This window comes from Bifidobacterium crudilactis (assembly GCF_000738005.1).
Lineage (GTDB): Bacteria > Actinomycetota > Actinomycetes > Actinomycetales > Bifidobacteriaceae > Bombiscardovia > Bombiscardovia crudilactis.
In genome coordinates, this window is record NZ_JHAL01000002.1 from 1,195,104 (window position 1) to 1,218,486 (window position 23,383).

The window sequence follows — 23,383 nt, forward strand, 5'->3', positions numbered from 1 at the left end:
ATCCTTAACTCGACTACATCCCTGCAGCCAAACCACCCATAAGACCGGCAAGAGTCACCTGTATACCCTCACCTATTCCAGTTAAATCTAACGGTGTCACTGCTACGAAAGCAGCAGCGAGTCCCACTATCGCCACGGTTGCCAATGCCTGATTACCGTTAAAGAATTTTTGCCCACCCGTCACCGTGGTTACCTGTGAAACACCTCCGTCTAGTTGTTGAACTGTTGTCGCCGACGTATAACCGGCCAATAAACCGTGATTCCAATCTGCTGAAGTTTTGAATCCTACTGAATTCGAATTTACTGCATTTCCGGCATTTGCGGATAGGTCTAATCCGTCTGCCCCGATACCGGCTTTCAAGCCTGCATTCCAATCGGAGGGACCGATGTTGGCAGCAACAGATAAATTCCCGCCAGCTGTATTTACACTCAACTTCGCGATCCCTAAATCTATAGTTAACCCTGGCCAATTGTTATCTAGATTAAACTGGAATACACCAGAATCACTGCTTTTGGTCCTCGAAGAGAATTTAGTGTAAGAACCACTCGGCCCCACTATCTCCCCACGATCCTCACCCGTTGAAATGTTGTATCCGTAAAGAAAGTCCACCGTTTTGGAGAAACCAGCAGATACCCCATTCCAACCACCGTTCAAAACACCTCCGATGTTGTTCCACCAACTCTTATTGTGCTCTTGAAGTTGTTCGTCGGTGAGGGGTTTGAGACCGAGTGGATCACTGAACATCAGCGGATTGTTGGCCGCATACTCGTAGGGATTGGAAGCCCACACGCTGCCGGGATCGCCAGGCAGGGGGTCGCGGCTGAGGAATCCCATTGTCGCCGGATCGTAGACGCGGGCGCCCATCCACGCGAGCTTGTCCACACTGACCGTCCCGGCAGCATCCAGACTCACACCGTCAGGCAATCCCCGAACCGTAACCGCGCCGCCGGGCTGCCAGGGGTCCTCGCTGTCCGCACGGGCGGCACGATACCCTGGAGCGACCCATCGTCCTTCGATACCGGTGACCAGCCCCAGACTGGCCACCGAGGTGGAAGCGATTCCTGTGAGCACGGGCAGTGCCCCGGCACTGTCCCATCGCACGGGTTGACCATTGACCGAATCCAGCAACCCGGCGACATCCACATGCAGGCCGATATCCTCGCCCTCATCGTCCCTCCCGACACGAATACGGCTGAGATATCCACGGGCATCATACGTATACTCACGGGACCCCGAAGCGCCGCTTCGGCTGATTCGTCGGCCCATGGGGTCATACGCGTAGGTGACAAGTGCCCCATCGCCATGCTCTTCCTGAACCAGCTGACCGGCGGCATCATACGTGTATATGGTGTCATCGCCATGATCGCTGCTGGCGGTAAGCCGGCCGGCGGCATCATACTGCCAGGTGCTCACACCTCGCTCATCGCGCAACCGTACAAGCTGACCGGCACGGTCATACTCATACGAGGTCAACGCCCCGTCACGGGTGACTGCCACGACACGCGAATCCCGGTCCCGTTGGATATCGGTGACATGCACGCCGGTGTCGTCGGTAAGTGTGTGCCTGATGACTTGACTTTGTCCGTCATACTCCCAGGATTGCAGCAGTTCCCCTGACAACAGACGAGCAACGCGGCCTTGTCCGTCGTATTCCACAACCACATGTCCGAAGCCGCTGTGATCGATGCTCTGCAGACGGCCTTCACTATAGGTATAGGTGACATGCTCGCCGTCACCAGTGGTCATGGCGGTACGTCTGCCCTCACTGTCGTAACTCCACGTCATCGTACTGTCGTCGGTGGTGCGTCCGATGGTGTGCCCCAACGCGTCATACCGTGTGAGCACTTCATGTGACGCTTCGCCATCACAAAGACTCAGCGTGCGTCCCAACAGATCACGTGAGGATGACACGGCAAGATCGCCGTCGATGGTCAAACTCTGTTCGCGCCCCGACCGGTCGTACTGCCATGCATACAGGCGTCCATCGGGATTGTGCTGTGAACGCTGACGTCCCGCTCCGTCGTAGTCCGCTCGGATCACTCTTCCCAACGGGTCGACGCTGGTGACGAGATTGTTCAGCGCGTTCCACTCGTATCGGCTCTCGTTGCCCAATGGGCTCGTCGACTTCGTGAGACGCCCGTCCTCGTCGTACGCATATCGGTTGACACCACCCAATGCGTTCGTGATGGTGGTCAGCTGCCCGGCCTTGTTGTAAGTGAATGTTCGTGCACCCCACTCGTCTTCGGCATGCACGAGTTGGCCGGCCTTATCGTAACCGTATGAGCATGCAGGCATTCCAGGACGTGTCAGGGATGTGATGCGACCGCATGCGTCATAAGCGCATTCTGCCACTGAACCATCGGAGAGTATGTGACGAATCAGACGCGAGTCGGCGTCGTAATAGCGATGTTCGGTTCTGCCGTCGGGGCCCGTGATGCCGCTCAGACGTCCGCAAGCGTCGTATGCATAGCTTGTACGTAGTCCGGTAGGGCTGAGCCGCTCGACGACATTGCCGGCCAGGTCACGATGAATGAGCGTCAATCCGGCGTTCTCGTCCAATATCTCGACGACCCTGCCGGCCAGGTCGTATACCAATTGTTCGCGGGACCCATCGGGGTTGTGTTGCCGAATGACGCGTCCGAAACGGTCGTAGGTCAGCGTGGTGGTCATGAGCCCATCGTCGACGCTGATGGAGCGTTCAGTGTCGTTCCGTCGAGTTGTCTGGCTCACGCCGGTCGGGTCGACCACCAGGGCGGGATTGCCATCCTGGTCGTACTCTCGTTTCCATATGCCGCCTTGCGGGTCCGTGGTGGTGCGAAGTCTTGAGAGTGCGTCGAAACCGTATTGCCAGGTATCACCGCCTGGAGTCGTTATGCTCGCGAGATTTCCCAGATCATCAAGCTTTCGAGTGCTGACGCGACCGAGTGGGTCGGTGCGGGCGATTGGCTGCCCGTGCTCTCCGTACTGCAAGCTGGTGACCTCGCCCAGGGGATTCGTGCACACACGCTGGCGGCCCGCCTGAGTGTATTCATACCGCCAGGTTCCACCGTCTGGTGCCGTGACACTGCTGAGCAGACCGAGCTCGTTGTATGAGTATGCGGTGCGAGCGCCGCTTGGCGTGCTCATCGATGACAGCCGCCCAGCATCGTCGCGCGTGAAGGACAGCACGTCGCCGTCCGCGTTCCTCACTGCAACTACGTCACCCCGATCGTCATATCTCAGCTCAAGCGTCACGCCAACGGGGTCGGTCAGACTTGTCAGGAGACCGCCATCCCAGGTCAGGCAGGTGCGCCCGCCCACCGGGTCTGTCAGCACGCTGGGGTTGGCGTCATCTTCGCCGGCGTATTCGTATGTGGTGCAGGCCTCCCCTGCCTTGACTCGAATCACACGGCCCTGCACGTCATACTCGTAGCTCGTGTCCGCGCCGTTCGCTTGCATCTCCCGCGAAATCCTGCCGTAATGGTCGTAGGCACGTATGGTGGAATGTCCCAGACGGTCGACTATGCGAATGGGGTTGCCCCAACGGTCATAACTGGTGCGTTGGGTATTGCCGTCGCTATCGGTGACGGCAGTCAGGCGGCCTTGTTCGTCGGAGACCCAGATGTTGGCGCGTGAACCGTCGCCATCCGCAACCTGAGTGACGCCTCCAGGCAGATACGCGTAATGCGAGGTGCGTCCGAATGCGGAATGCTGAGTCAGCACCTGACCGTTGTCGTTATAGGTATTCACCACTTCAGGGACGCCATCGGCATCCTTGACCGTTGTCAGCAATCCCTCCTGGTCATATTCGTATGTGTGCGCGGGCACCGCGCCTTCGACGCGGAGCAGCATCCCGTCATCATCGTATCGGTATGCAACCCGTCGTCCGTCGTCGGATTCCAAGCCTGTCACACGTTTGAGGCCATCGTCCCAGGTCAGGGTTATACGTCGTCCACGTTCATGTTCCATGTCGGCAAGACGCCCGGAAGCATCATAATGGAAAGCTATGCGAGTGCCCTTGCCTTGTGACATCTCCAGAAGGCGACCTCGCGCGTCGAAACGCCAGACTCCCATCCGGTGATTCGTCACATGCAGATTCCCGGTATCCGCGTCCTCTACCAGCCAATACGACTCATGAGCGGAACGCTGCCAGGCGCCATCGAGATCACGGGTGAATACGGTATGTCTGCCGTCCTCATGCACCCAGGTCGCACGACGCTCCCCCAACACCAGGCAGGACTCCGTCCAGCTATGCCATCCGCGTCCGAACGCGGCGCTGTTGCGTGCCAAAGAGTTGTAGCAACGCGTGAAACTCAACCCCGCGCCGCCTCCCTGCAATGTGAGATCGACGCAGGGCTCGATGAAATTTCCTGTTGCCGTGTTGACCGGGTCGTCAGCGAAACCACTGCTCGGCTTCGCGCCGATGATACTGGGATTCTCGATATCGATAACGCTTCGAACGTTGCTGACACCTGCTCGACTCAGCGCCGCATCGATCGCCGCATTGGACATGGATACCAGGGAACCCGAAGCCCCGGCCTGCTCGAAGAGCGTGGCTACGGTATCGGCCCACCTCGCCTCGTCACCGTTGTGCTGAGTATAGGTGGAGCATGCCATGACAACTCCGTTCGCGTCCACTGTGCCCCATGCGCCCTTCAATGCGCTGAAGGTCTCGTAAGCCTGTGCGAAAGCATTGAATGGTGAAGACAGCTCCTGGTCGGCACTTTGGTTGCCCGAGGCGAATGCACGCAGGTTATCAGGTACTGCAGCCGACGTTCCGCCGGAACCCCCTTGCCCATCCAATGCTTGACGCGGGCTGGACTCTTCGACAGGAACGGCCTTGGCCGGTCCGCTGTCGTGAGTAGCCGGAACCGAAGCCACTTGTTTGATGCCAAGGGCTTTCTCCACGATGTTCGCATCCTCGTTGGCTTTGCGAATTTTCGCTATCTCCGCGTTGCCATCGGCGCGGCGCTTGTTCTCTGCGTTGACCGCATCGATCAGCGAGGTCACATCCGTGGATACAGCGCGAAGAGCTGCAGATAGATTAGTCCAATCCGCCTGTTGCATCCCACCGTTCTGCGAGAATAGATCGGCATAATACCCTTGGAATTCGCTTGCTCCGGTGGCACGATACCCTTCACGCGTTGAGGCTTGGCCGTCGAGGGCCGCAGCCGCGGCGTTCGCCGCATCCTTCAACGCATTCGCATTGGCCATATTGAAGGTGACCGCTGGCGAAGGCTTCAGCCCATCAGCATCGTCACTATAATCGAACCATTTCTCATTCTCGGCCACACCCACGCCCCTTACCGATATCAGCCCGGCACAAAAAACGCTTCCACCATGCGCATGCACACTGGAAGCGTCATATCGTTCTCATCAACGAGTACTAATTCTGGCCACCAGCGCTGAAGATATTCTGGCTGATCTGCTGCAACTGGCCACGGAGATCTTCGAGCTCCTGTTGCGCCTTGATCAATGAGGCGTGCACGGCGGGCCATGTATCCCCACGGAATTGCTCAGCCAAAGGCCCGTCCCACACATTGGGCTCAGACAAGGTCTGTCCCTGGGTGTTCATCTGGCTGATCTGATCCATGAATCCGCCGGTAATCAACGATTCCAACGCGGCGATGGCCTGCTGGGCCTCTTCGGTGGACAACACTCTTGATGACATAATGCGACCTTTCCCCCCACAACGATCTTTGGTGCACAAGCGCACCTCACCATTCAGTATACAGACCTATCCATCAGAAGCCTAATGACACATGGTTTTAGTCGTCTTGGGGAAGTCTGATCTTCGTGAACGCCACGCCGCCCTTGTAGGCGGCATAGCTCTCATTCCCCGCCAACACCGGCTCCGCGTAAGCACCTGAAGCCTGCAGCAACGCCGAATCATAGACGCGTGCGGAAACCACTCCTTCCCACTTGATCGCCCGGATCGCTTTGGCCATGGGGTCGTAGCTTTTCGCGATATAACTATGCGGGGAAAACACCATAAGGTGGAGCCCTGCTCTGTGCCATAACCGGATATTGCCGGTCACATCATCGGCATTCAGTCCGCTGGCCGATACAAAAGAGGCGAGATCTGCGATGACAAGCGTCATCGGATCACCGGTGCGCTTTTCCGCGGCGAGCATCTCGTACGTGGAGAGCAGCATAAGAATGTCCTGCACATCATCGACCGAAGTATGCATGGTGAACCCTTGCACATCGGCGCGAGCGCTGCCTTTGTCCTGTGCAAATTGCTCTTGAAGGTCAACAACCTCGACCTTCTCCCCCGAAGCGGCGAGCGCGGATTCAACGATCCTCTGCCACAAGGCGAGCTGATCCTCGTCGGCATAGGCCATGAGCGTCAGTGGCGCATCTCCGTGCATCTCGATACCGCGAACCTTGGCGTCGCCATACGCGAGTCCGAGTGGGATGCCTCCTGCCGCACGCATTGCACTCACGTCGTCCCTCCGGTTGAACAGTTCGACACCAAGCTGTTCCGGCACCATCGGAATCGCCTCCGGCCTCGCTCCGGACCATTCCTGATCAATATGCTCTACCTCGAGTTCCAACTGCGAGAGCATCAAGGTATCGTTTTCGGCGTCAATCGGCAGATAGCACTGCATAAGCGTCGGCGTTCCGTCAACAAGCATCTGGGCACGACCGGGAATGTCGGCCTGCATCTGTCTGCTTCGGCCGAAGAGAGCCTGAACATCGTATTCGTCGTTAAGATACAAAGCGATACGTGTGGGAATATTGGCCAACAGGCTCGAACGGATGGCGTTCACCCTGTTCGCGGTGACGATGAGATACATCCCTACCGCCGCACCCTCGCGAAGCACCGAGGTCAGCAATCCGTCAATATCATCGTGCAGAGTGTCCTGCCCCAAGGCATCGTAACCGTCAACGACCACGATGAGCCGGGGCATACGCGTCCCCGTGCGCTGCTCGTACTGTTCCAGGGATGCTGCGCCCTGCTTTTTGAATATGGCATTGCGGTTCTCTATCGTTTCGCGAACGCGGTGGAGCGCCTTGCGCAGCTTTTCAACCTCATCGAGGCCTATACGGTCGGCGGTATGAGGCAGCCCCTGCAGCGGCAACAAGCCGTTGTGCGAGAAATCGAACAGCATCAGGCGGAGTTCGTCGGGGGTATACCTTTGGGACAATCCCAACAGCAGTGTGGTCACCAGCATGGTTTTGCCGTAACCGGAGGCTCCGAATACCGCTGTATGCGACTGGTGGTCCACGTCGAACATGAATGGATGTTGCTGCTGCTTCCAGGGGATGTCCAATATGCCTATCGGAGTGCTTAAGGACGGCAGAGTGCCATGCTCGCCGACGTCGGCACCGGTGCCGGGCAGGACGTAATGCTGCGACAACGCAGGGAGCCACGGTCTTGCGGGAATCGTCGCATGTTGCCGTTGCGCCACCTGCGCCAGATAAGTCACCACCGCATCCAACTGCGTAGTGGGCTCCGGAGCGGCTTCCGGCTCATCGGAGACACGCTGATCTCGCCCGTCCTGCGAAAGGTCTTGGCTCATCAGTTCATATTGGCCAAGTTCATTGATGCGGTAGACGCGTTCATCCGCGAGCCGTGCCTCTGACTTGTTCGGCTCATAAGTCGCCCCGGACCAGGCCGATTGGAAGAGTTCATAAATCTCATTGTTGCCGACCTGCAGGTACGCACGACCAGGTTCACTGATCGATGCCGCATCCGGCGTCTTGATGATTTCGTTGGAATCCGAAGTGTCGGCCACTTTCAAGGCGATTTTGAACCGCGAGTTCGACCAAATCTGGTCGGTCACCACACCCGACGGTTTCTGCGTTGCCAATATGAGATGCACGCCCAATGAACGGCCGATGCGGGCGGTCGATACCAGCGCGTCGATGAACTCGGGCTGATTGCTCTTGAGTTCCGCGAACTCATCGCAGATCAGGAACACATGCGGCAGAGGCTCAACCGGATACCGCGACTCTTCATCATGCACGTGCTCGGGATCCGCCTTGACCGTTTGCCCCAGCTTGTACAGGGTGGTGTATCCGTTGATGGAGTTGACATGATACCGGGTGAACAGCCGCTGTCGCTTCTTCAGCTCGGCGTCGATGGATGCCAGGGCTCGGACCGTGCCGGCACCATCGAGGTTGGTGATGGCCCCCATGAGGTGAGGGAGGTCGCGGAAGAGGTTGGCCATACCGCCGCCCTTGAAATCTATGGTGAGGAATCCGACGTCCTCAGGCGCGAAATTCACAGCCAATGAGAGGATATACGATTGCAGTATCTCCGACTTCCCCGAACCCGTCGTCCCTGCTATCAATCCATGAGGTCCGTGCGCTCGTTCGTGGAGATTCAGTTCCTCGATGTCGTCCTTGCCCCGCATACCCAAAGGCACAGCCAAGGATTGTGCGGTGTTAGCACCTTGCCAGCGTTGCAGGACATGAAGATCCTCGACCGTTCGAGCCTTGTATAGCCCCATAAAATCGACGACGGTCGGAATGGCGTTCTTTTCCACTTCACGATGATGCAGATTCGATAATCTACGCACGCTCGACTCGACCTGCTCAAGCGGCTCATATGGTCTGAACGCGATATTCACGTATTGTCCGTGATCGTTGACGACATGCCCGGCACCCTGATTGGTGTATTCCACCAAGGTATCGACAGTTTCCGGAAGCAGACCCTTGTCCTCCTTGCACCAGATGACGCTGACTCCGAGCGAACTCATGTCCTCCGCCAAAAACTCATTAAGCCCGTGCCCGGCCAGATAGGAGTCGTCCATGATGCTCAGCACAAAATGCGGAGAGAAGGACACGGGCTCTTTTCCTGCCTCCCTCAAAGAGATTCGACGCTGTTTGACCGTCTGCAGGAAGGAGTTCAGCACCATATCCCGCGTGCGGGCGTTGTGCACCACACCGCGGGTGTTGATACGCTGCATTTTCAGGTGAGGTAGAAAACGCCAAGCCGACCATACCTGCCGATAATCCTCCTGCGACACCAACGTCACGAAATTCACGTCATGATAAGAATGGAAAAAGGCTATCTGCAGCAACAGGTTGGCTACAGCCGTTGTCGTGACTTGATCGCTTCCCACCAGACCGAGCGTGGTGTCAGCCAGATCGACGGCGATCGGAGCGTCATGCTGGACGGCGAAGCGAGCAGCGATGTTTCGCGCACGATTATCGGCATGCGAGTCCAATTCGAGACCGGAATTCGTATTCGTCTGCACGTTCAGCCCGCTTGGCACGTCACCCTGCCCGAAGGAGACCCTGAGAAAGTCCTTGCTGTTCAGCATCCTCTCATAGGTCCGTATATCATACTGGCGAATCATGGTCTGGATGTGCGCGGGCGACGGATACCTGTAATCGAGCACAAACCGTTCCCGGTCATGCAGTCGTTGCAATCCCGCGACGGTGCTCAGCAGATACTGATCGTAGTTGCGGCTCATATCCGCGTTGTGGGCACGCGTTTCCTTCTTGTCGGCAAAATATTGGGTACAGGTGAATACCGCGGTCACGAGACTCACAAAACCCATGCCCATCATCATGAGCGGGTCACGACCGGAGAACACGCTCATCGCGACACTTGCCGCGACCATGGCCAACGGCGGAAGAATGCTTTTCAGCAGCCCGTTCCTGTCAAAGGACGTCGCACGGGGCATCGAATTCACCGTGATCTTATCTGTTGGCACTTCGAGATTCACCCGCGGAGAGCGCAGATAATCAGGAAAGTCGGACGGCACCACATTATGCTCGTGCTGTTCCAACACCGTCTGTGCATTGATGTTGAGTGCACCATCGAAGGAAGACAGTCTCCACTGGTCCTCCCTTCGTTCCAGCAGAAAGTCGGGAGTCAACACCCTGGTCCCCACGGGGCAATCGGTCAACACCACATGATCCTCGATGCTGTCGTCATTGAGATAGGTGAAACGGCTACCCGCATACACAACGAGAGCACTACCATGCACGATGACCTTCGAATCGTCCCCGGTACGAACGTCCGCCTCCGCTTCATTGCCGAAGAGCACGTCATCATCGGGGTTGAAGACCACGTACTGCGTGCTTACTCGCGCCATATCGGCGATCAGGAGAGCGTGGCCCTCCACATCCACCACTCCTGAGGACACCTGGGTTCCGTCTATCTCCAATCCATCTGCGGTTGCCGAGCATCTCAATCCGGCGACATCTGCCGAAGGGTGATCACGCGTCAACGCGATTCTGCGAAGCGTGCTCTCAAGAAGGAACACGGCGAACAGGAGCTTTCCCGACTGCACCCTGTTATCGATACGCTTAGCCGATGCCATAGCAACTACCTTTCTCACCGCTCCACGGCAAGCTGTCACTGAGCCGATGAATCCTTGGACCCACTCACCTTGGCGGTGAGATCGTTGATCTTCTTCTCCAGATCGCTCAAGGTTTTCTGTTTGGTGGCGCCATCCATGCTGCCGTCAAGCTTGGCCACCTGATACTGGTTGATATAGGCGAGAAGCGTGAGCTGGTCATCACCAAGATTCTGCGCCAGATTCAGCGCATGGGCAAAGTCGCCACGACCCGTATACACCCAGTAATTCAAGGTATTGTCGTCGGTTTTCGGAGATAGTGTGTGGAGCAGCGTCTGCTTCTGCGTCATGGTGAGATCGGCGAGATTGATCGCACTCGCCGCTAGTATGTACCGTGCCGATTTGGGAAGTTGCGAAGGTGCATACCCTTGAAGGTCATGCTGGGTTTGATCGTAACTCTGGTTCAGAAAATCCTCGTGTGCGCTGATTACCGCCTCCTGAAGTGGGATGGTGGTGCTGTATGCCCGGAACGTACACCATCCGAAAACCAATGAAAGAAGCACGGCAACCACGGACACCGCCACCGTGGCAATCATCGCTTTCTTATTCACCAAACTCTTCGAGGACCGCTGATCGCGTATTGCTTCTACGAGGCGTGCATCTATGAAATCGCGCAACTCTGCAAGCGATGTACACTCCAGTACCTTCGAGGACAAATCATCCTGCACCGCCCCTGCCGCAACGGTCAGCTCGCTGAATACGGTGTCGGGATGAAACACACTCAGGACCAAGGCTTTCACCTGGCTCAAATATTGGTCATCGGTGCATGTCTGAGGTGTCACCAGATGCAACAGGCCGTGATAGGCGAGGATCGCGCTGCCACCAACGATGTATATGTTCTGTGGATGGAGAAAAGCCAAGACGAATTTATGCTCCGCGTTGGCCGCGCAGGAAAGCACCTGCTGGGCCAGTTGAAGTCGCTGCACCGGGGTCGATGCCTGATGCGCCGCCTGCGTCAGGCTGATGGACTCCGGTGGGACGGCGCAGGTGACTCGCGCGGCGAACTCGTGGTCGTCGCCGAGTTCCATGTTCATGTATTGCGTGATGGTATCAAGGGAGTGCACATCGAATTGCGCGCTCGTCAAGCGTACGACGATCGTGTCCGCATCACGTTCGAGATCGACGGTGTCGGCACCATTCGAGATTTTCATTGCTTCCTCTCCTGCATATTTGGCTCGACAACGAACATATCGCCATCGGCAACCGCAAAATCACTGACCCAATCACTGGATTCCAAGGAAAAATCCTTCTGCTCTATCTTGAGTTCCCACGGCGAAGGCACCACCACGCCCTCTTCACGCAGGCTCTGCACAATAAGCGTTCCGAGACGCCCGAAAGTAACTTCTCGAGGAACCCGCATGTCGAATTGTTCATCTTGCACCTCAACGGATATGTCGATGTGGCTTGTATCACTCATAGCGTCTCCTCGCTCGTCGCCGACCCAGATATCCGCCCACCATCAGTGCTCCCGCAGCCAACCCGAGACCCGACAGGGCAAATACCCAGACTCCGGAACCTGAATCCTGCCGCACAGATATGGAGTGCGATGCAGCAGCATCCGACTGCTCATAATCGCGAAACAGACTTTGGCGAACCTGATCGAGAGCAGACTCATCCGTCGGACGGCTCGCCGTGGTCGAGAATTGAATGGTGTGCCTGAATGTTTGCGCTTGAAGCCCTTCGTGCCGTTGACGTGCGGCGAGGTCATTCAACTCGGGCGAGAAGAGGAGGACTGTAATCGGGAAGCTTCTGTCTCCTCCGACGTTGAGTTGCGCATTCTGCAATGCGTTGGTGTTCAGCGACAGACCACCGTCACCGGCACCATCAGGAGTCGGTTGATTTTCCGTGCCGGAAGTCGTTGCGAACGCGACCGGCCCGATCACACTCGACACCACGACGAATGCCAGGGCGGAAAAGGCGGCGGCCAAGCAACGCTTGCCACACAACAGACAGTTGACCTTGCTGATAAGAAGCCTCCCCCACCCCATGCAACACGCCCAACAATACCGCGCTCAACCGAATCTCTCCAAACGCAATCTGCACTTACTTTTCAACACCGTCAGCAGGCGCACGAGCGCCCCGAATGATGCAATGCGTCGCATTCAAGCGATAGGTTAGTGACAGAAGGGTTTAAGCCAGGCGGGGGAATCACATGAAATTTGGCAACAACACCAGTAATCGTATTTCAGGCCTCGGCAACGGCCCCTCCAAGAAACCGCACATTCGTCTACCTCTCGCAGGAACCGTTCTCCTGGTTCTCGCCATCGGGCTGCTTGCTGCGATGACGCTGACGGGCAGCAATGGGAACGGGCAAACATACAACCACCCGACCATCGCCTTGGTCAATGAAGACACCGGGGGAAAATTCAATAACGCCACATATGACTTCGGTGAGCAGTTCGCGCACGTCGTGCAGGATGACAGCACCTACCAGTGGCAGATGGTCTCCCGCAACGTTGCGGATAAGGCATTCGCCGACGGCAGCATACAAGGCGTCGTATATCTGCCCCAATCGTTCTCACACGATATTCTCACGCTGCAGGATCTCAATCCCACCAAATCACGTGTCGACTACAAGGTCTCAGCCGATCAGTCGGTCTCGTCTCGCAACACCGTACAGTCCAAACTCAACAACACCTTGCGCGACTTCAACACTCGTGTGGTGCGTATGTACTATGCAAGCGTCGCCGGGAGCGTGGCCGACGCACAGACCAATATGACCACCGTGGTGAACGACCAGCATGCTTTGACCGACACCATGAAGAATGACATCAGCACGCCGCTATCCACCACCGTCAAGGCATATCAAGGCGCCTCCATCCAAACCACCGGATTGCGGGACATGAACAGGTCCTGGATCAATCAGCAGAACGGCTTCACACAGGCGACCACGCAGACGCTTCAAAGCTCCGCCAGCACAATGTCAGCCGAGCTCCCCCAGGTGACCTCTTTCTTCGACACATGGAACGCATCACAGGCATTACTGAACTCTACGAATCTTTCCAACGCAAACACAGCCCTCTCCCAACAGCACTCAGCAGATGGGGAGTTCTACGAGAACGCCTTCAATGCATCCACGCAGAATCTGCTTGCGGGGAACCAACAGTGGTCGGGTTTCAGCAACGACAACGACCCGAACTCACTGACGTCGATCACCAATGCCTACAACACGGCAATCCACACCACCACCGAGAGGCTACAGCAGCAATCATGCACCCTGGAATCCTCGGATGGATGCGCGAATACCACTGATTCCGGCATGATTCCAAATCTGCGGGCATTGGAGCAGCAGATTCTCCACGAATACTTCTATCCAGAGACCCCAGCCGATCAACTCCCCCTCATCAACAGCCAGAGCGAACTCGACGACCTTGCCAACACACGACAATCAGATTCCACAACGCCATCGCAGACCAACCAGAAGGCGCGAAGCGCATTAGCCGCAAAACTGACCCACTCGCTCAACACTCATGACAACACCGTCAACACCACCTATGTGAACAATCTTGAGCAATCCGTGTGCTCGACACTCGGTTCATCGGACGATGTCACCGTACGACAGCAGGCGCACGAGCTCTTCGCCGGTCTCAACGGTTCAAGTCTCAGTCAGGACAAAATCGATCGATACAACGACGAGCTCTCACTACTTCTGCGTTACCGTAGCTCGCAGCGAATCTGCGCGGATTCACCTGCAACCGACCTGCCGAAACTCATCCCCGCGACCACGAACAACACCGGCGAAGCACGGCAGATCTCGAAACATGTGGATGTCACCGTGCCGGCGAACAGCACCACCACCATCACGGTCGACAACCCGTCATCAACCGTGATCCAGGTGATCGGTCCACAATCAGCGGCGGACCTGGGATGCTCCATGACCTGCGACAATCTTCAATTCACACCGGCGAACGCTCAAGCATCAACCCAGACGGCACTCACCATCGTCAATACAGGTGAAAGCAACACAGGCAACACCCCCAATCAGATATCGGCAAATGGCAGCGATACGCTGAAGCTCAGCCTCAATTACACCATCACCGTTCCAGCAGATGCACCGCAGAGCGTCCTGACCTTCACCCAGAACAACCGCACGCCAACCACACAACAGCAACCGATGCAAAGCTATGTGATCATCGAGCCCACCACAGCGGCAAAGGAAACGAATGTCTGGGATAGCAGCAACTTCGCTCCTGTCACGCAACTGCTCAGCAATCTCGACACCGCGACCAGCCTGACACGGGTGCTCTATGCGGCACCCGGCGACACCGCGACGGACTTCACCAACACTCCAAGTCAGGCATGCACCACCGGTGGTACCGTCAATCAGTTCAACGACCACTCATGCAAGTCGATATACAACCTCTACAACACCGTCGACGGATTCAGCCTGAGTGCGCAGCTCGGTCAGCAGGACGTGGACAGCTACCAACAGCTCGGTGCGTCCACCCTCTCCAGCATCTTCACCACACTGAATCAGGCAACGCAGGCTCAAGACACACTGCGCAATGCCGTCACCACGCTCAACACGACGATTAGCGACACCGACGGCACACAGAGCAAACTCGACGACTGGTACCAGAAAGCGCTTCAATACATTTCCGACAGCGACTCAGCATGGAAGCAGCAGCAATCCGCGCAGAACGTAGCCAGCTCACAGATATGGAACAATCAGCAGCCCGGAAAAGCCGAAATCTACTACGACGACACCAATACCAGCGACCTGTACAACACCATCAGCCAACTCATCGACAGCTCGTCGCAAAGCGCTTCTCAAACCGCTGCGAATGCACAGCTCATCACCGACAACTCAGCTGATTTCGACAGTCTTGTGAAAACCATCAACGACACCACCACCGCGACCAGCACGATTCAAACCACGACGAACAAAACCCTCGATCAGGCAACCAAGTCCCTCAACCAGACAACGGACTATTCCAACAACTTCTCACGGATACTCGCGAATACGAGGAATCCTGCAACCGACAAAAACGCCATATACGACTTCCTCACCAACCCGCTCGCCATCAATAACCAAAGCAGCGGGCAGCATGACTCCTGGCTTTCGATCGACTGGCGTTGGCCGCTCATCCTGGTCATCGGCATGTTGATCGGAGCACTTGGACTCTGGAGCATCAACGCGCTCAAAAGGAACAAACAGGACCGTCGGCATTAGGCGATGCTGCGCAAGCAAACCGGAGTGGACCTAGCACCGCAGGACGCGACACCGTCAGGCCCACTGCCTGAGAGGGAACAGTAGCGGACCGGCAATCCCGGTCGAGCGCACCGCAACGCACTATATCGAAGCGCAGGTGCCGGTCGGCCACTGTCTGTTCCTACATCACCAAGCTCGCATCCATGTGCATCGTGTGATTAGCACGGTGCCATTCACCGTGGAATTGACACTGTGCCATTCATACAGGGCCATTCATACAGGGCCATCACCACATATTCGCTGCGCTCAGTGGGCCAGCATCTCCTCCACCACTTGTTCAGTGTTCAGACTGGCGGGATAGAAGGTGGGCCAGTTATCCATCTCCTTGATGGCCTGTTCCTGACTGTCGTCCATGAAAATGTGGAAATGCGCTGATTTCTCGGCACTGATTCCATGATCCGAGAACTGCACGGCTTTCGGAGCCCCCTTGGGAAGGTCTCCGCTTGCCGTGAAGAGATAGCGGACGCCTCTGTTGCCCTTGGTGTAGTCGAGTATACGATAGCCGGAATATTCGTAGGTCGCGGTCACACTCGCGCTGCCACGAACGAAGGTGATGCTGTCGCCGGTGATGGTAATGCTTTCCACATCGCTTGCATATCCCTTGTCGTAATACCTGGTGTACTCGTCGACGGTCATATCTCCTGTTTTGGCCTTGGCCTCCATCACAGGCTTCAGGCTGCCATTCTTGAGCAGTGGGTACACCGACTGCCATTCGTTGGCGTAATCGGCAAGCGAGCGGTCCTTCACCTCCTGCGTGAGGAACCATCCGTTGTATACATCGTTCGCCAGCACCTGATGAGTGATTGTGGTCAGCCAAGCCAGCAGCGTGTCGTGCCGTTCCGGAAGTTGCTCTGTGACGGAGATGATCGTCTTGTCGCTGTTCTTGGCCGCATCGTCGAGTTTCTCGGCGAACCCGCTCATCGCCTGGGGGTTGACGATCAGCAGATCGGTGGTGTCCGATGACACCTGCGCCATAGCCTCGTTCAAATCGGCCGCAGTGGGTTCAGCCTCGCTGTTCATCGACTTCGTGTAGGCAGCCGGCGTATTGTCCACAGCCCCGACGTATTCCAGCAGGTAGCTGATGATCGACTCTGTGGCGACGTAGCGTCGCTGGATTCCTTCACTACGCGCCTTGTTCACCAATGCCACGAACTCAGCATAGTCGGCATTCCACGTGTTCGCGTGCCGTTGCACTGTGGCGGCGGTATCGCTCTCCTTCCCTGCCGTAGCCTGATAAGCGTCGACGATGCTCCCGGAAGCTTTCAGCACCGCCTCAGGACTGAACCAGAGATGCGGATTGGTGGAACCGTGATGATGATGCCCGTTCTCTTCGTGCTCCTCGTGCTCGTGTTCCTCGGTGACGGTGATGCCCATGAGATCACCGATGTTGATGATGGTCTGTTTTTTGCCGAACTGTGTGTTCGCCGCCCATCCGTCGTAGCCGGCGCCGTTGACGATGACGATATCCGCCGCCAGCAACTTGGCCATGTCAGCTGCGGTCGCCTCATAACCATGCGGGTCCGCGGAAGTGCTGTTGATGAGCGATGTCACCTCGACACAACTGCCGCCCAGCTCTTTGGCCAGTGAACCCCATTGATTCACGGATGCCACGACGCTGATTGTCGTGCTGCAGGTGTCAGTGGCGTCTTTCGCCTGCGAGACGCCTCCTGAGGTACCAGCGCCCCCGGAGGGAGCCTTGAACAAGCCGAAACCTGCGATGACGAGCGCCATGGCAAGCAGCCCCGCACCGAAGGAGACGAGGATGGGGAACCATTTGCGAAGGACGGTGACGCTCCTTGTCTTTTCCGAGCCGGATGGCGACTCGGGAACGGTGAATCCGGCAGGAGTCATGTCTGGGCCATTCCCCGGAGGAGTCGAGGACGGATTGGGAGAAGGGTCGGTGGACGGGCTGAGATTCGGGTCAGTCACGTTCATACTCGTTTCTATATAGTGGTATTCGTTGTACCAACCGGTTGCGGCGCTGACGTTGTGCCTGCTTGCTGCGATTGGCATGTCATCAGGAAGACCGATGATTCAATCACTATAGATAATGATTATCGTTTAAGTCAAATACCGTATTCGCTTCCGGTGCCGACACCACAAGCACGCATCAGCAGTTAGGACTCGGTCTTCGAGACAAGCCTGCACTATCCCCTGTATCGTTGTTCACACGAGCCCTTTGCCCACAATGACCCACACAATGGACCCACACAATGACCCACAAGTTTAGGGGACGCCATGACGATGCGCTCTCTCCCGAATCTGCTGAGTGCAATGCGCATACTCTGCGCAGCGGCACTCCCCCTGATCACCGGTGACACTCGACTGTGGCTCTGCGTATACGCAGTCGCAGGAATCAGCGACGTTCTGGACGGCTACGTCGCACGCCGCCGTCATCTCGAATCATCTATGGGCGCGCTGCTGGACAGCGGTGCAGACACGCTGTTCATACTGGCAAGCATGGCTTCATTCCTGCGTATCTTCCCCTGGCCATCCTGGCTGACGGCTTGGTTCTGCGCCCTAGCCTTCATCAAGCTCACTACCGCAGGCCTTGGCTGGTACAAGTACCGGACCCTGGCATTCATACATACTCGGATGAATAAAATCAGCGGAATCGTTGTGTTCTTCACTCCTCCGGCCATACTGCTCTCCGGCTCCGCGACTTGGGCCGTTCTGACCTGCCTTGTTGCATCCTTCGCCAGCATCGAGGAACTGTGCATCACCATCGTCTCATCGAGCCACTCACCCAATGTGCCGTCACTCCGGGCGGTATGCCGTGCGACGAGCCGCGAGGACACACAGTCGCCATGCATTCTGCGGCATCGCATGCAGCGCAACGGTCAGGGCGTATACTCGTCTGACAACGCGGCCGGCCGGGACGATGTCCGTCATCGGCACCTCGCGGGTACCGAAACGATACGGGAGACAAGCTCCAACAAGCCTGATGCCAGTCCGGAAAGGACACACGACGATGTTTGACATGCTGGTCAATCTCAACGACGACAGCGTTTTCAACAACCTGGTCATCAACAGCGCGGTTCCGGACGAGGACCGGTATCGAATCGTACGCACTCCCGGCATTCTCGGCGATGCCGTGGCGGACTTCGTCAGGAGCGAGTTCGGAGGCTTCTGGGCATCGGAAACACGTCGTTCACTGTACAGCACTCCATCCGACAGCTATGTGGCACTCCTGGACGGCCGTGTCGTGGGCTTCTGCGCGTTCAACGCCACCGCCAAAGCCTTCTTCGGCCCCACCGGAGTGCATCATGATCATCGCGGAAAAGGCATCGGCCGGATACTGCTGATAAACGCCCTGCTGACGATGAAATCGGAAGGCTACGCCTATACGATCATCGGCGGGGTTGACGAAGCGGCAGAATTCTATGAACGCTCGGTTCATGCCACCCGCATCGAAGGTTCCGAACTGCACAGCGTATACACCCATATGGGAATCTCCTTTTAGCGCAGCAATCCGTTCGGAGCAGCTGTCACAGATGCAGTGTCATCACGCCGTGAATCATCAGTTCGACTCCGATGCATAGAATCAGAAACCCGATGACACGGACCAGTGCGCCGATGCCCGTCGGACCGAGCTTGTCGACCAAAGGGGTCCCCCACATCAGCAGCGCGGCGATGGCCACGGCGATGATCGCTACGGCCACGACGATCGCAACACGTTCTGTCGGGTTCGGATACCTTGCAGCCAGCGCAATCACTTCGCCGATTGCACCGGGACCTGCTATCAACGGCAGAGCCATGGGCGTGAAGGAAATATCGTCCTTGATCTTCGCATGGTCGTGCTCGCTTTTGGAGAGCGGGTGCGTCGGGTTCAGCATCCCGAGACCGGAATGGGCGACGACGAAACCCCCGGCTATCTGAATCGCGGGAAGACTCAGCCCGAAGACACTGAGAATCAAGGAACCGAGCACCGCAAACACTGCGAGAATGACGAACACGTTGATACCTGTTTTCAATCCTTGTCTGCGCACATCTGCCCGCTCGTACCCGGCGGTCAGACCCGCATAGGTGGCCAGAGCGCCCACCGGATTCACTATGGGCAACAAGGCCAGAACGGCGGCACTCAGAACACTCAGGAACATCGACATGCTCACGATGATACCCGAAGGATTCCGGGTGCCACCGGCACGACTACCCTTGAGGTATGAGAATCCTGCTGCAGCGCGTGCGGTCCGCTCGAGTGACGGTCGTTCAGAACGATGCCGATACCGATGTCGCTGTTTCGGCCACGGCCGAAGCAGCGGCGGAAAGGTCCGAAGAATCCCAGTCCATTGATTCCGGATTGCTGCTTCTGGTCGGAGTTCAGGACTCCGACACCGATGCGGAAATCGCATGGATGGTTCACAAGGTTGCAAATCTGCGCATCTTCGAGGATTCGGAGGGCAAGATGAACCGTTCCCTGCTTCAGACCGGAGGCTCTGTGCTGTCGGTGTCCCAATTCACGCTGTATGCCGACACCCGCAAAGGCAACCGACCAAGTTTCATGCATGCCGGTCGACCGGAACATGCCGAACAGATTTGGGCGAAATTCAACCTAGGGCTTGAGAGGTTGGGAATTGCCGTGCGCAGAGGGGTTTTCGGTGCGCATATGCTCGTGGAACTGCAAAACGACGGTCCTGTAACCATCATGCTTGACACCGATGATGCTCCCTCCCATCATGCCAACAAGCGAGAGGATTAGCTGATGACCGGATGCATAGATAACAGGGTGCCCGGATTGCCGATTCCTGCGCAGACAATTGTTTTCGGACGAGTCAACGATGTTGAGGATTGGTCGTAGATCCTCAGTTGCATACTTTTGGTGATTTTCGGGCTTCATCTGGAGGTTGTTCCCGCTTGTGTAGGGATTTTCAAGCGAACCCGGCATATTCGCCTTGCCAATGCACCACTTTCCGCCATAGATAGGCGTTGTATGCTCCGAAATCCCTACACAAACGTCAGCGTTTCGAGATTCGGCATGAGTGCTGCTCGAATATGTGTGAGATTGTTGGATTGTTGTTCTGCAATGGCAGATCCGAGCACATTCTGACATACGGTATGCGCCGTCGACCGGCTTCTTGGCTACTTGATAATCGGCCTGAGAGGTGCGGAGACATCGACCTGGTGCTTGTCTCCGATTTTCGTGGGGTCATTGATGATTTTATCGACCACGGCCTTCTTCAAGGCAATCTGCGACGAATCCCCCCAGACGATGACATACTGTCCATTGCTGATTTCCGTGGTAATCGAATCCTGAGTGCTCGCGGAGACCTTGGTAATCTGCTTGCGCATCGACTCGGGCAGCACCGCCAGCACCTTCAAGGCCTGTTTCACCGCTGCATCATCGGTGCCTTTGCCGACGCTCGACACCTCGATAATCGGAATACCATCAACGGACGCTCCCACGGCGTTGAGCACCCGTGCCTTTTTGTCCACCGCCGTCAGAGCACCTTTGGCATCCTTGAGGACAGCCGCAGGACGTTGGGCATTCACATCGATGTTGACGCCATCGGGAAAATCCTTATGAACGGTGGCTGAAGTGACCCCGGGCAATTCACCGATCTGCTCCTCCATATCCCCTGTGGAAACGATGAACAGCGATGTGCCCAACTGCTGCTTCGCGATGTCTTCGATACGTGAAGCACTGACCCAGGTGTTGGTTCCGCTGACCTTGATGGAGGATGCGTTCAGCAGGAATACGGGAGACAGCAGGAGAAACCACAGCAACGCGCACAGGAGCGCGACGGTCGATACCACGATCAGCACACGCTTCATCACCACATGAGCATTGGCCTGCCTCTTCTCACGCAGCCTCTGGGTGAAATCAATGACCTTGGGACGGGTGAATACGCCTTCATCGGAGACACCCGCCTGTGACAGTCTGGTATTCACATCCTTGTTGCTGCGCATGCGACGCGCATCCACAAAACCATCCGCTTTGGAGTCAATACCCTTCGACCGACTGTTGCCGCTGCTCGCGATGCGGGCGTCACGCTTGCCTTCGGACCCATGCTTGCGGCTGTTGCTCCCTTGGGACACCTTCTCTGTGGGCGACTTCACGGCATCCGAGCTCGCCGCGCGCCTAGGTGTGCGAGAATGGGCTTTCCGAGGGGCCGTCCGCTTGGATGCACCGCCATTCACGGCATTGTCGTTCGAAGTTTTGCCATCCGAAGCGTCACCGTTCGAAGCGTCGCTGTTCGAAGATATGCGACGAGTCATCGTCGCACACCTTCAGCTGGCTGGCCAAGACCATCTGCTCGGGAATCCCCTTCACCTGAAATCCTGTTGCCCTGACACCTCGCTTCCAGTGCATGGAGTATGACAGGAACGACCTGCGTGATGTCTCCGGCGCCGACGGTGAACAGTACATCGCCACTTCTGGCACGGGTTGCCAGCATCACGGCCGCCTGATCCATATCATCGACGGCTTGTATCCACCCTGTTGGAGGCTCATGAGGCAGCGCCGCGGCAGCACGCACGATCACCGATGCCTTGGTCTGCGGAAAATCCTCCTGCCGTTCCCTCGCTGGGAAGATGCCAGTGACGATCACATCGTCGGCCTTGGACAAGGATGCCGCGAACGCATCGGTAAAGAATGCGGTACGTGAAAAAAGATGCGGCTGGAACAATACCCGCAGGGTCGAATGAGGGTATCGTCTTCTTGCAGCATCCAGCAAGGCGGCTATCTCCGTGGGATGATGCGAATAGTCGTCGACGACGCTGACTCCTCCCACCGTGCCCCTCAGCTGGAACCTTCGATCCGCTCCAAGGAAGGATGACGCCGCATCAGCGGCTTTCTGAGGATTCATACCAAGAAGGGTGCACGCCACAATCGCCGCACTGGCGTTCCTGGCATTGTGCAGGCCTGGAATCACCAGCTTCACGCTCACGTCTGCATCGCGACCGTCTGTCAGCATATCCCCCGGGAGATGAAGCGTGAACCGTTCCTCACCGGAGTCGGCATGCTCGCTTTCGGATTCGATACGAGCCAGATGAGCACCGTTGATATCTCCAAGCTCATCCTTGTCATGTGTGGAGTATGCCACGGCTTGGCGTGCTGAATCGGGGTCCATCGCCCTGAGTACGGCGAGGGCACCCTCGTCATCCGCACAGATCACCACATGGTCGCGAGCATGATGCGCATGATCCACGAAGGCGGCTCTGAAATGCTCGGCATCCCCATAGTGGTCCAGATGATCGGCCTCCACGTTGGTGATGACCGCAACGCTTGGATGATATTTGCAGAAGCTGCCGTCGGATTCATCGGCCTCAGCTACCAGTACCTTGCCCGTTCCCGCATGGCCTCCGTCAAGGGACGACTGGGGCCCCTGAATCGTGCCGCCGACGGCGTAGCTGGGGTCGGCCAGGTCGCCTTCGCCGCCATGCGTAAGGATATGGGCAATCAAGGCGCTGGTGGTGGTTTTGCCGTGCGCTCCGGCCACGGTCACACCGATGCTGGTGCTGAGCAGCAGAGCGAGGATATCGCTTCGATGTACCAGGCGTTTTCCTCGAAGTGCAGCTTCCTGCAGTTCGGGATTGTCGGCCTTGATGGCGCTCGACCATACAACCGTGTCCGCGGACGCAACGTTCTCCGCCCGCTGCCCGATCTCCACATGGATACCGAGTGCCTGCAGGCGCTCGGTCTTCGAGCTTTCCAGACGGTCGGAACCATCTACGCTGACGCCGTTCTCATGGAGCATCTCGGCAAGGACGCTCATACCTGCGCCACCGATGCCGATGAAATGGGTGTTGCCCAGACCTTTCAATCCTTCGTGGTACCCGGCGAACGCCGATACCGTCGGATCAAGAATCACTTCAGCGGCAGATTCGTTCTGCCCGACGCCCGCGACCGAATGCGAGGCATGGGTCATTTCA

Annotated in this window: 14 protein-coding genes; 4 read left to right on the top strand and 10 right to left on the bottom strand. The window is 57.0% G+C overall.

The window, feature by feature from the left end; all coding sequences use genetic code 11:
* Nucleotides 1-13: 13 nt before the first annotated feature.
* The 6 genes from DB51_RS07180 to DB51_RS07205 form a co-directional block, all read right to left on the bottom strand.
* On the bottom strand, nt 14-5,272 hold the full coding sequence (locus DB51_RS07180; RefSeq protein WP_156958272.1) for a DUF6531 domain-containing protein: 5,259 nt from the start codon (nt 5,270-5,272) through the stop codon (nt 14-16).
* 94 nt (nt 5,273-5,366) lie between these two features.
* Nucleotides 5,367-5,651, bottom strand: a complete 285-nt coding sequence (locus DB51_RS07185; RefSeq protein WP_034252879.1) for a hypothetical protein — start codon at nt 5,649-5,651, stop codon at nt 5,367-5,369.
* A 97-nt stretch (nt 5,652-5,748) separates the two neighbouring features.
* Nucleotides 5,749-10,263 (bottom strand): type VII secretion protein EssC, encoded by a 4,515-nt coding sequence (gene essC / locus DB51_RS07190; protein ID WP_051867361.1) that lies wholly within the window; start codon nt 10,261-10,263, stop codon nt 5,749-5,751.
* Nucleotides 10,264-10,298: 35 nt separating this feature from the next.
* Nucleotides 10,299-11,450, bottom strand: a complete 1,152-nt coding sequence (essB, locus tag DB51_RS07195) for a type VII secretion protein EssB (protein WP_034252882.1) — start codon at nt 11,448-11,450, stop codon at nt 10,299-10,301.
* Complete coding sequence (locus DB51_RS07200; protein WP_051867362.1) at nt 11,447-11,716, bottom strand: EsaB/YukD family protein; 270 nt, start codon at nt 11,714-11,716, stop codon at nt 11,447-11,449. The genes essB and DB51_RS07200 overlap by 4 nt, the downstream gene beginning before the upstream one ends.
* Nucleotides 11,709-12,287 (bottom strand): hypothetical protein, encoded by a 579-nt coding sequence (locus DB51_RS07205; RefSeq protein WP_156958273.1) that lies wholly within the window; start codon nt 12,285-12,287, stop codon nt 11,709-11,711. The genes DB51_RS07200 and DB51_RS07205 overlap by 8 nt, the downstream gene beginning before the upstream one ends.
* Before the next feature lie 164 nt (nt 12,288-12,451).
* Here DB51_RS07205 and esaA point away from each other — a divergent pair, with 164 nt between their 5' ends.
* Nucleotides 12,452-15,472, top strand: coding sequence for a type VII secretion protein EsaA (gene esaA / locus DB51_RS07210; protein ID WP_034252886.1), 3,021 nt, complete (start codon nt 12,452-12,454; stop codon nt 15,470-15,472).
* Between the two features lie 285 nt (nt 15,473-15,757).
* On the opposite strand, the gene DB51_RS07215 is transcribed toward esaA, so the two are convergent.
* Complete coding sequence (locus tag DB51_RS07215; protein WP_238548329.1) at nt 15,758-17,446, bottom strand: metal ABC transporter substrate-binding protein; 1,689 nt, start codon at nt 17,444-17,446, stop codon at nt 15,758-15,760.
* A 303-nt stretch (nt 17,447-17,749) separates the two neighbouring features.
* Between DB51_RS07215 and DB51_RS07220 the strand changes: the two genes are divergently transcribed.
* Both DB51_RS07220 and DB51_RS10295 read left to right on the top strand, forming a co-directional pair.
* Nucleotides 17,750-18,490, top strand: a complete 741-nt coding sequence (locus DB51_RS07220; RefSeq protein ID WP_034252888.1) for a CDP-alcohol phosphatidyltransferase family protein — start codon at nt 17,750-17,752, stop codon at nt 18,488-18,490.
* The gene (locus DB51_RS10295) at nt 18,483-18,974 is read left to right on the top strand and encodes a GNAT family N-acetyltransferase (RefSeq protein WP_162174630.1); all 492 of its coding nucleotides are present in this window, start codon (nt 18,483-18,485) and stop codon (nt 18,972-18,974) included. Before DB51_RS07220 ends, DB51_RS10295 begins: the two co-directional genes overlap by 8 nt.
* A 25-nt stretch (nt 18,975-18,999) precedes the next feature.
* Here the strand turns inward: DB51_RS10295 and DB51_RS07230 are convergent, their stop codons facing one another.
* Entirely contained in the window at nt 19,000-19,617 is a 618-nt protein-coding gene (locus DB51_RS07230) for a MarC family protein (protein WP_034252890.1), read from the bottom strand.
* Nucleotides 19,618-19,673: 56 nt separating this feature from the next.
* Here DB51_RS07230 and dtd point away from each other — a divergent pair, with 56 nt between their 5' ends.
* On the top strand, nt 19,674-20,210 hold the full coding sequence (gene dtd / locus DB51_RS07235) for a D-aminoacyl-tRNA deacylase (RefSeq protein WP_034252891.1): 537 nt from the start codon (nt 19,674-19,676) through the stop codon (nt 20,208-20,210).
* A gap of 380 nt (nt 20,211-20,590) precedes the next feature.
* On the opposite strand, the gene DB51_RS07240 is transcribed toward dtd, so the two are convergent.
* A complete protein-coding gene (locus DB51_RS07240) occupies nt 20,591-21,727 on the bottom strand; it encodes a cell division protein FtsQ/DivIB (RefSeq protein WP_084674622.1) in 1,137 nt (378 codons plus the stop codon).
* Nucleotides 21,724-23,379 (bottom strand): UDP-N-acetylmuramate--L-alanine ligase, encoded by a 1,656-nt coding sequence (murC, locus tag DB51_RS07245; protein ID WP_084674623.1) that lies wholly within the window; start codon nt 23,377-23,379, stop codon nt 21,724-21,726. Before murC ends, DB51_RS07240 begins: the two co-directional genes overlap by 4 nt.
* Nucleotides 23,380-23,383: the final 4 nt, after the last annotated feature.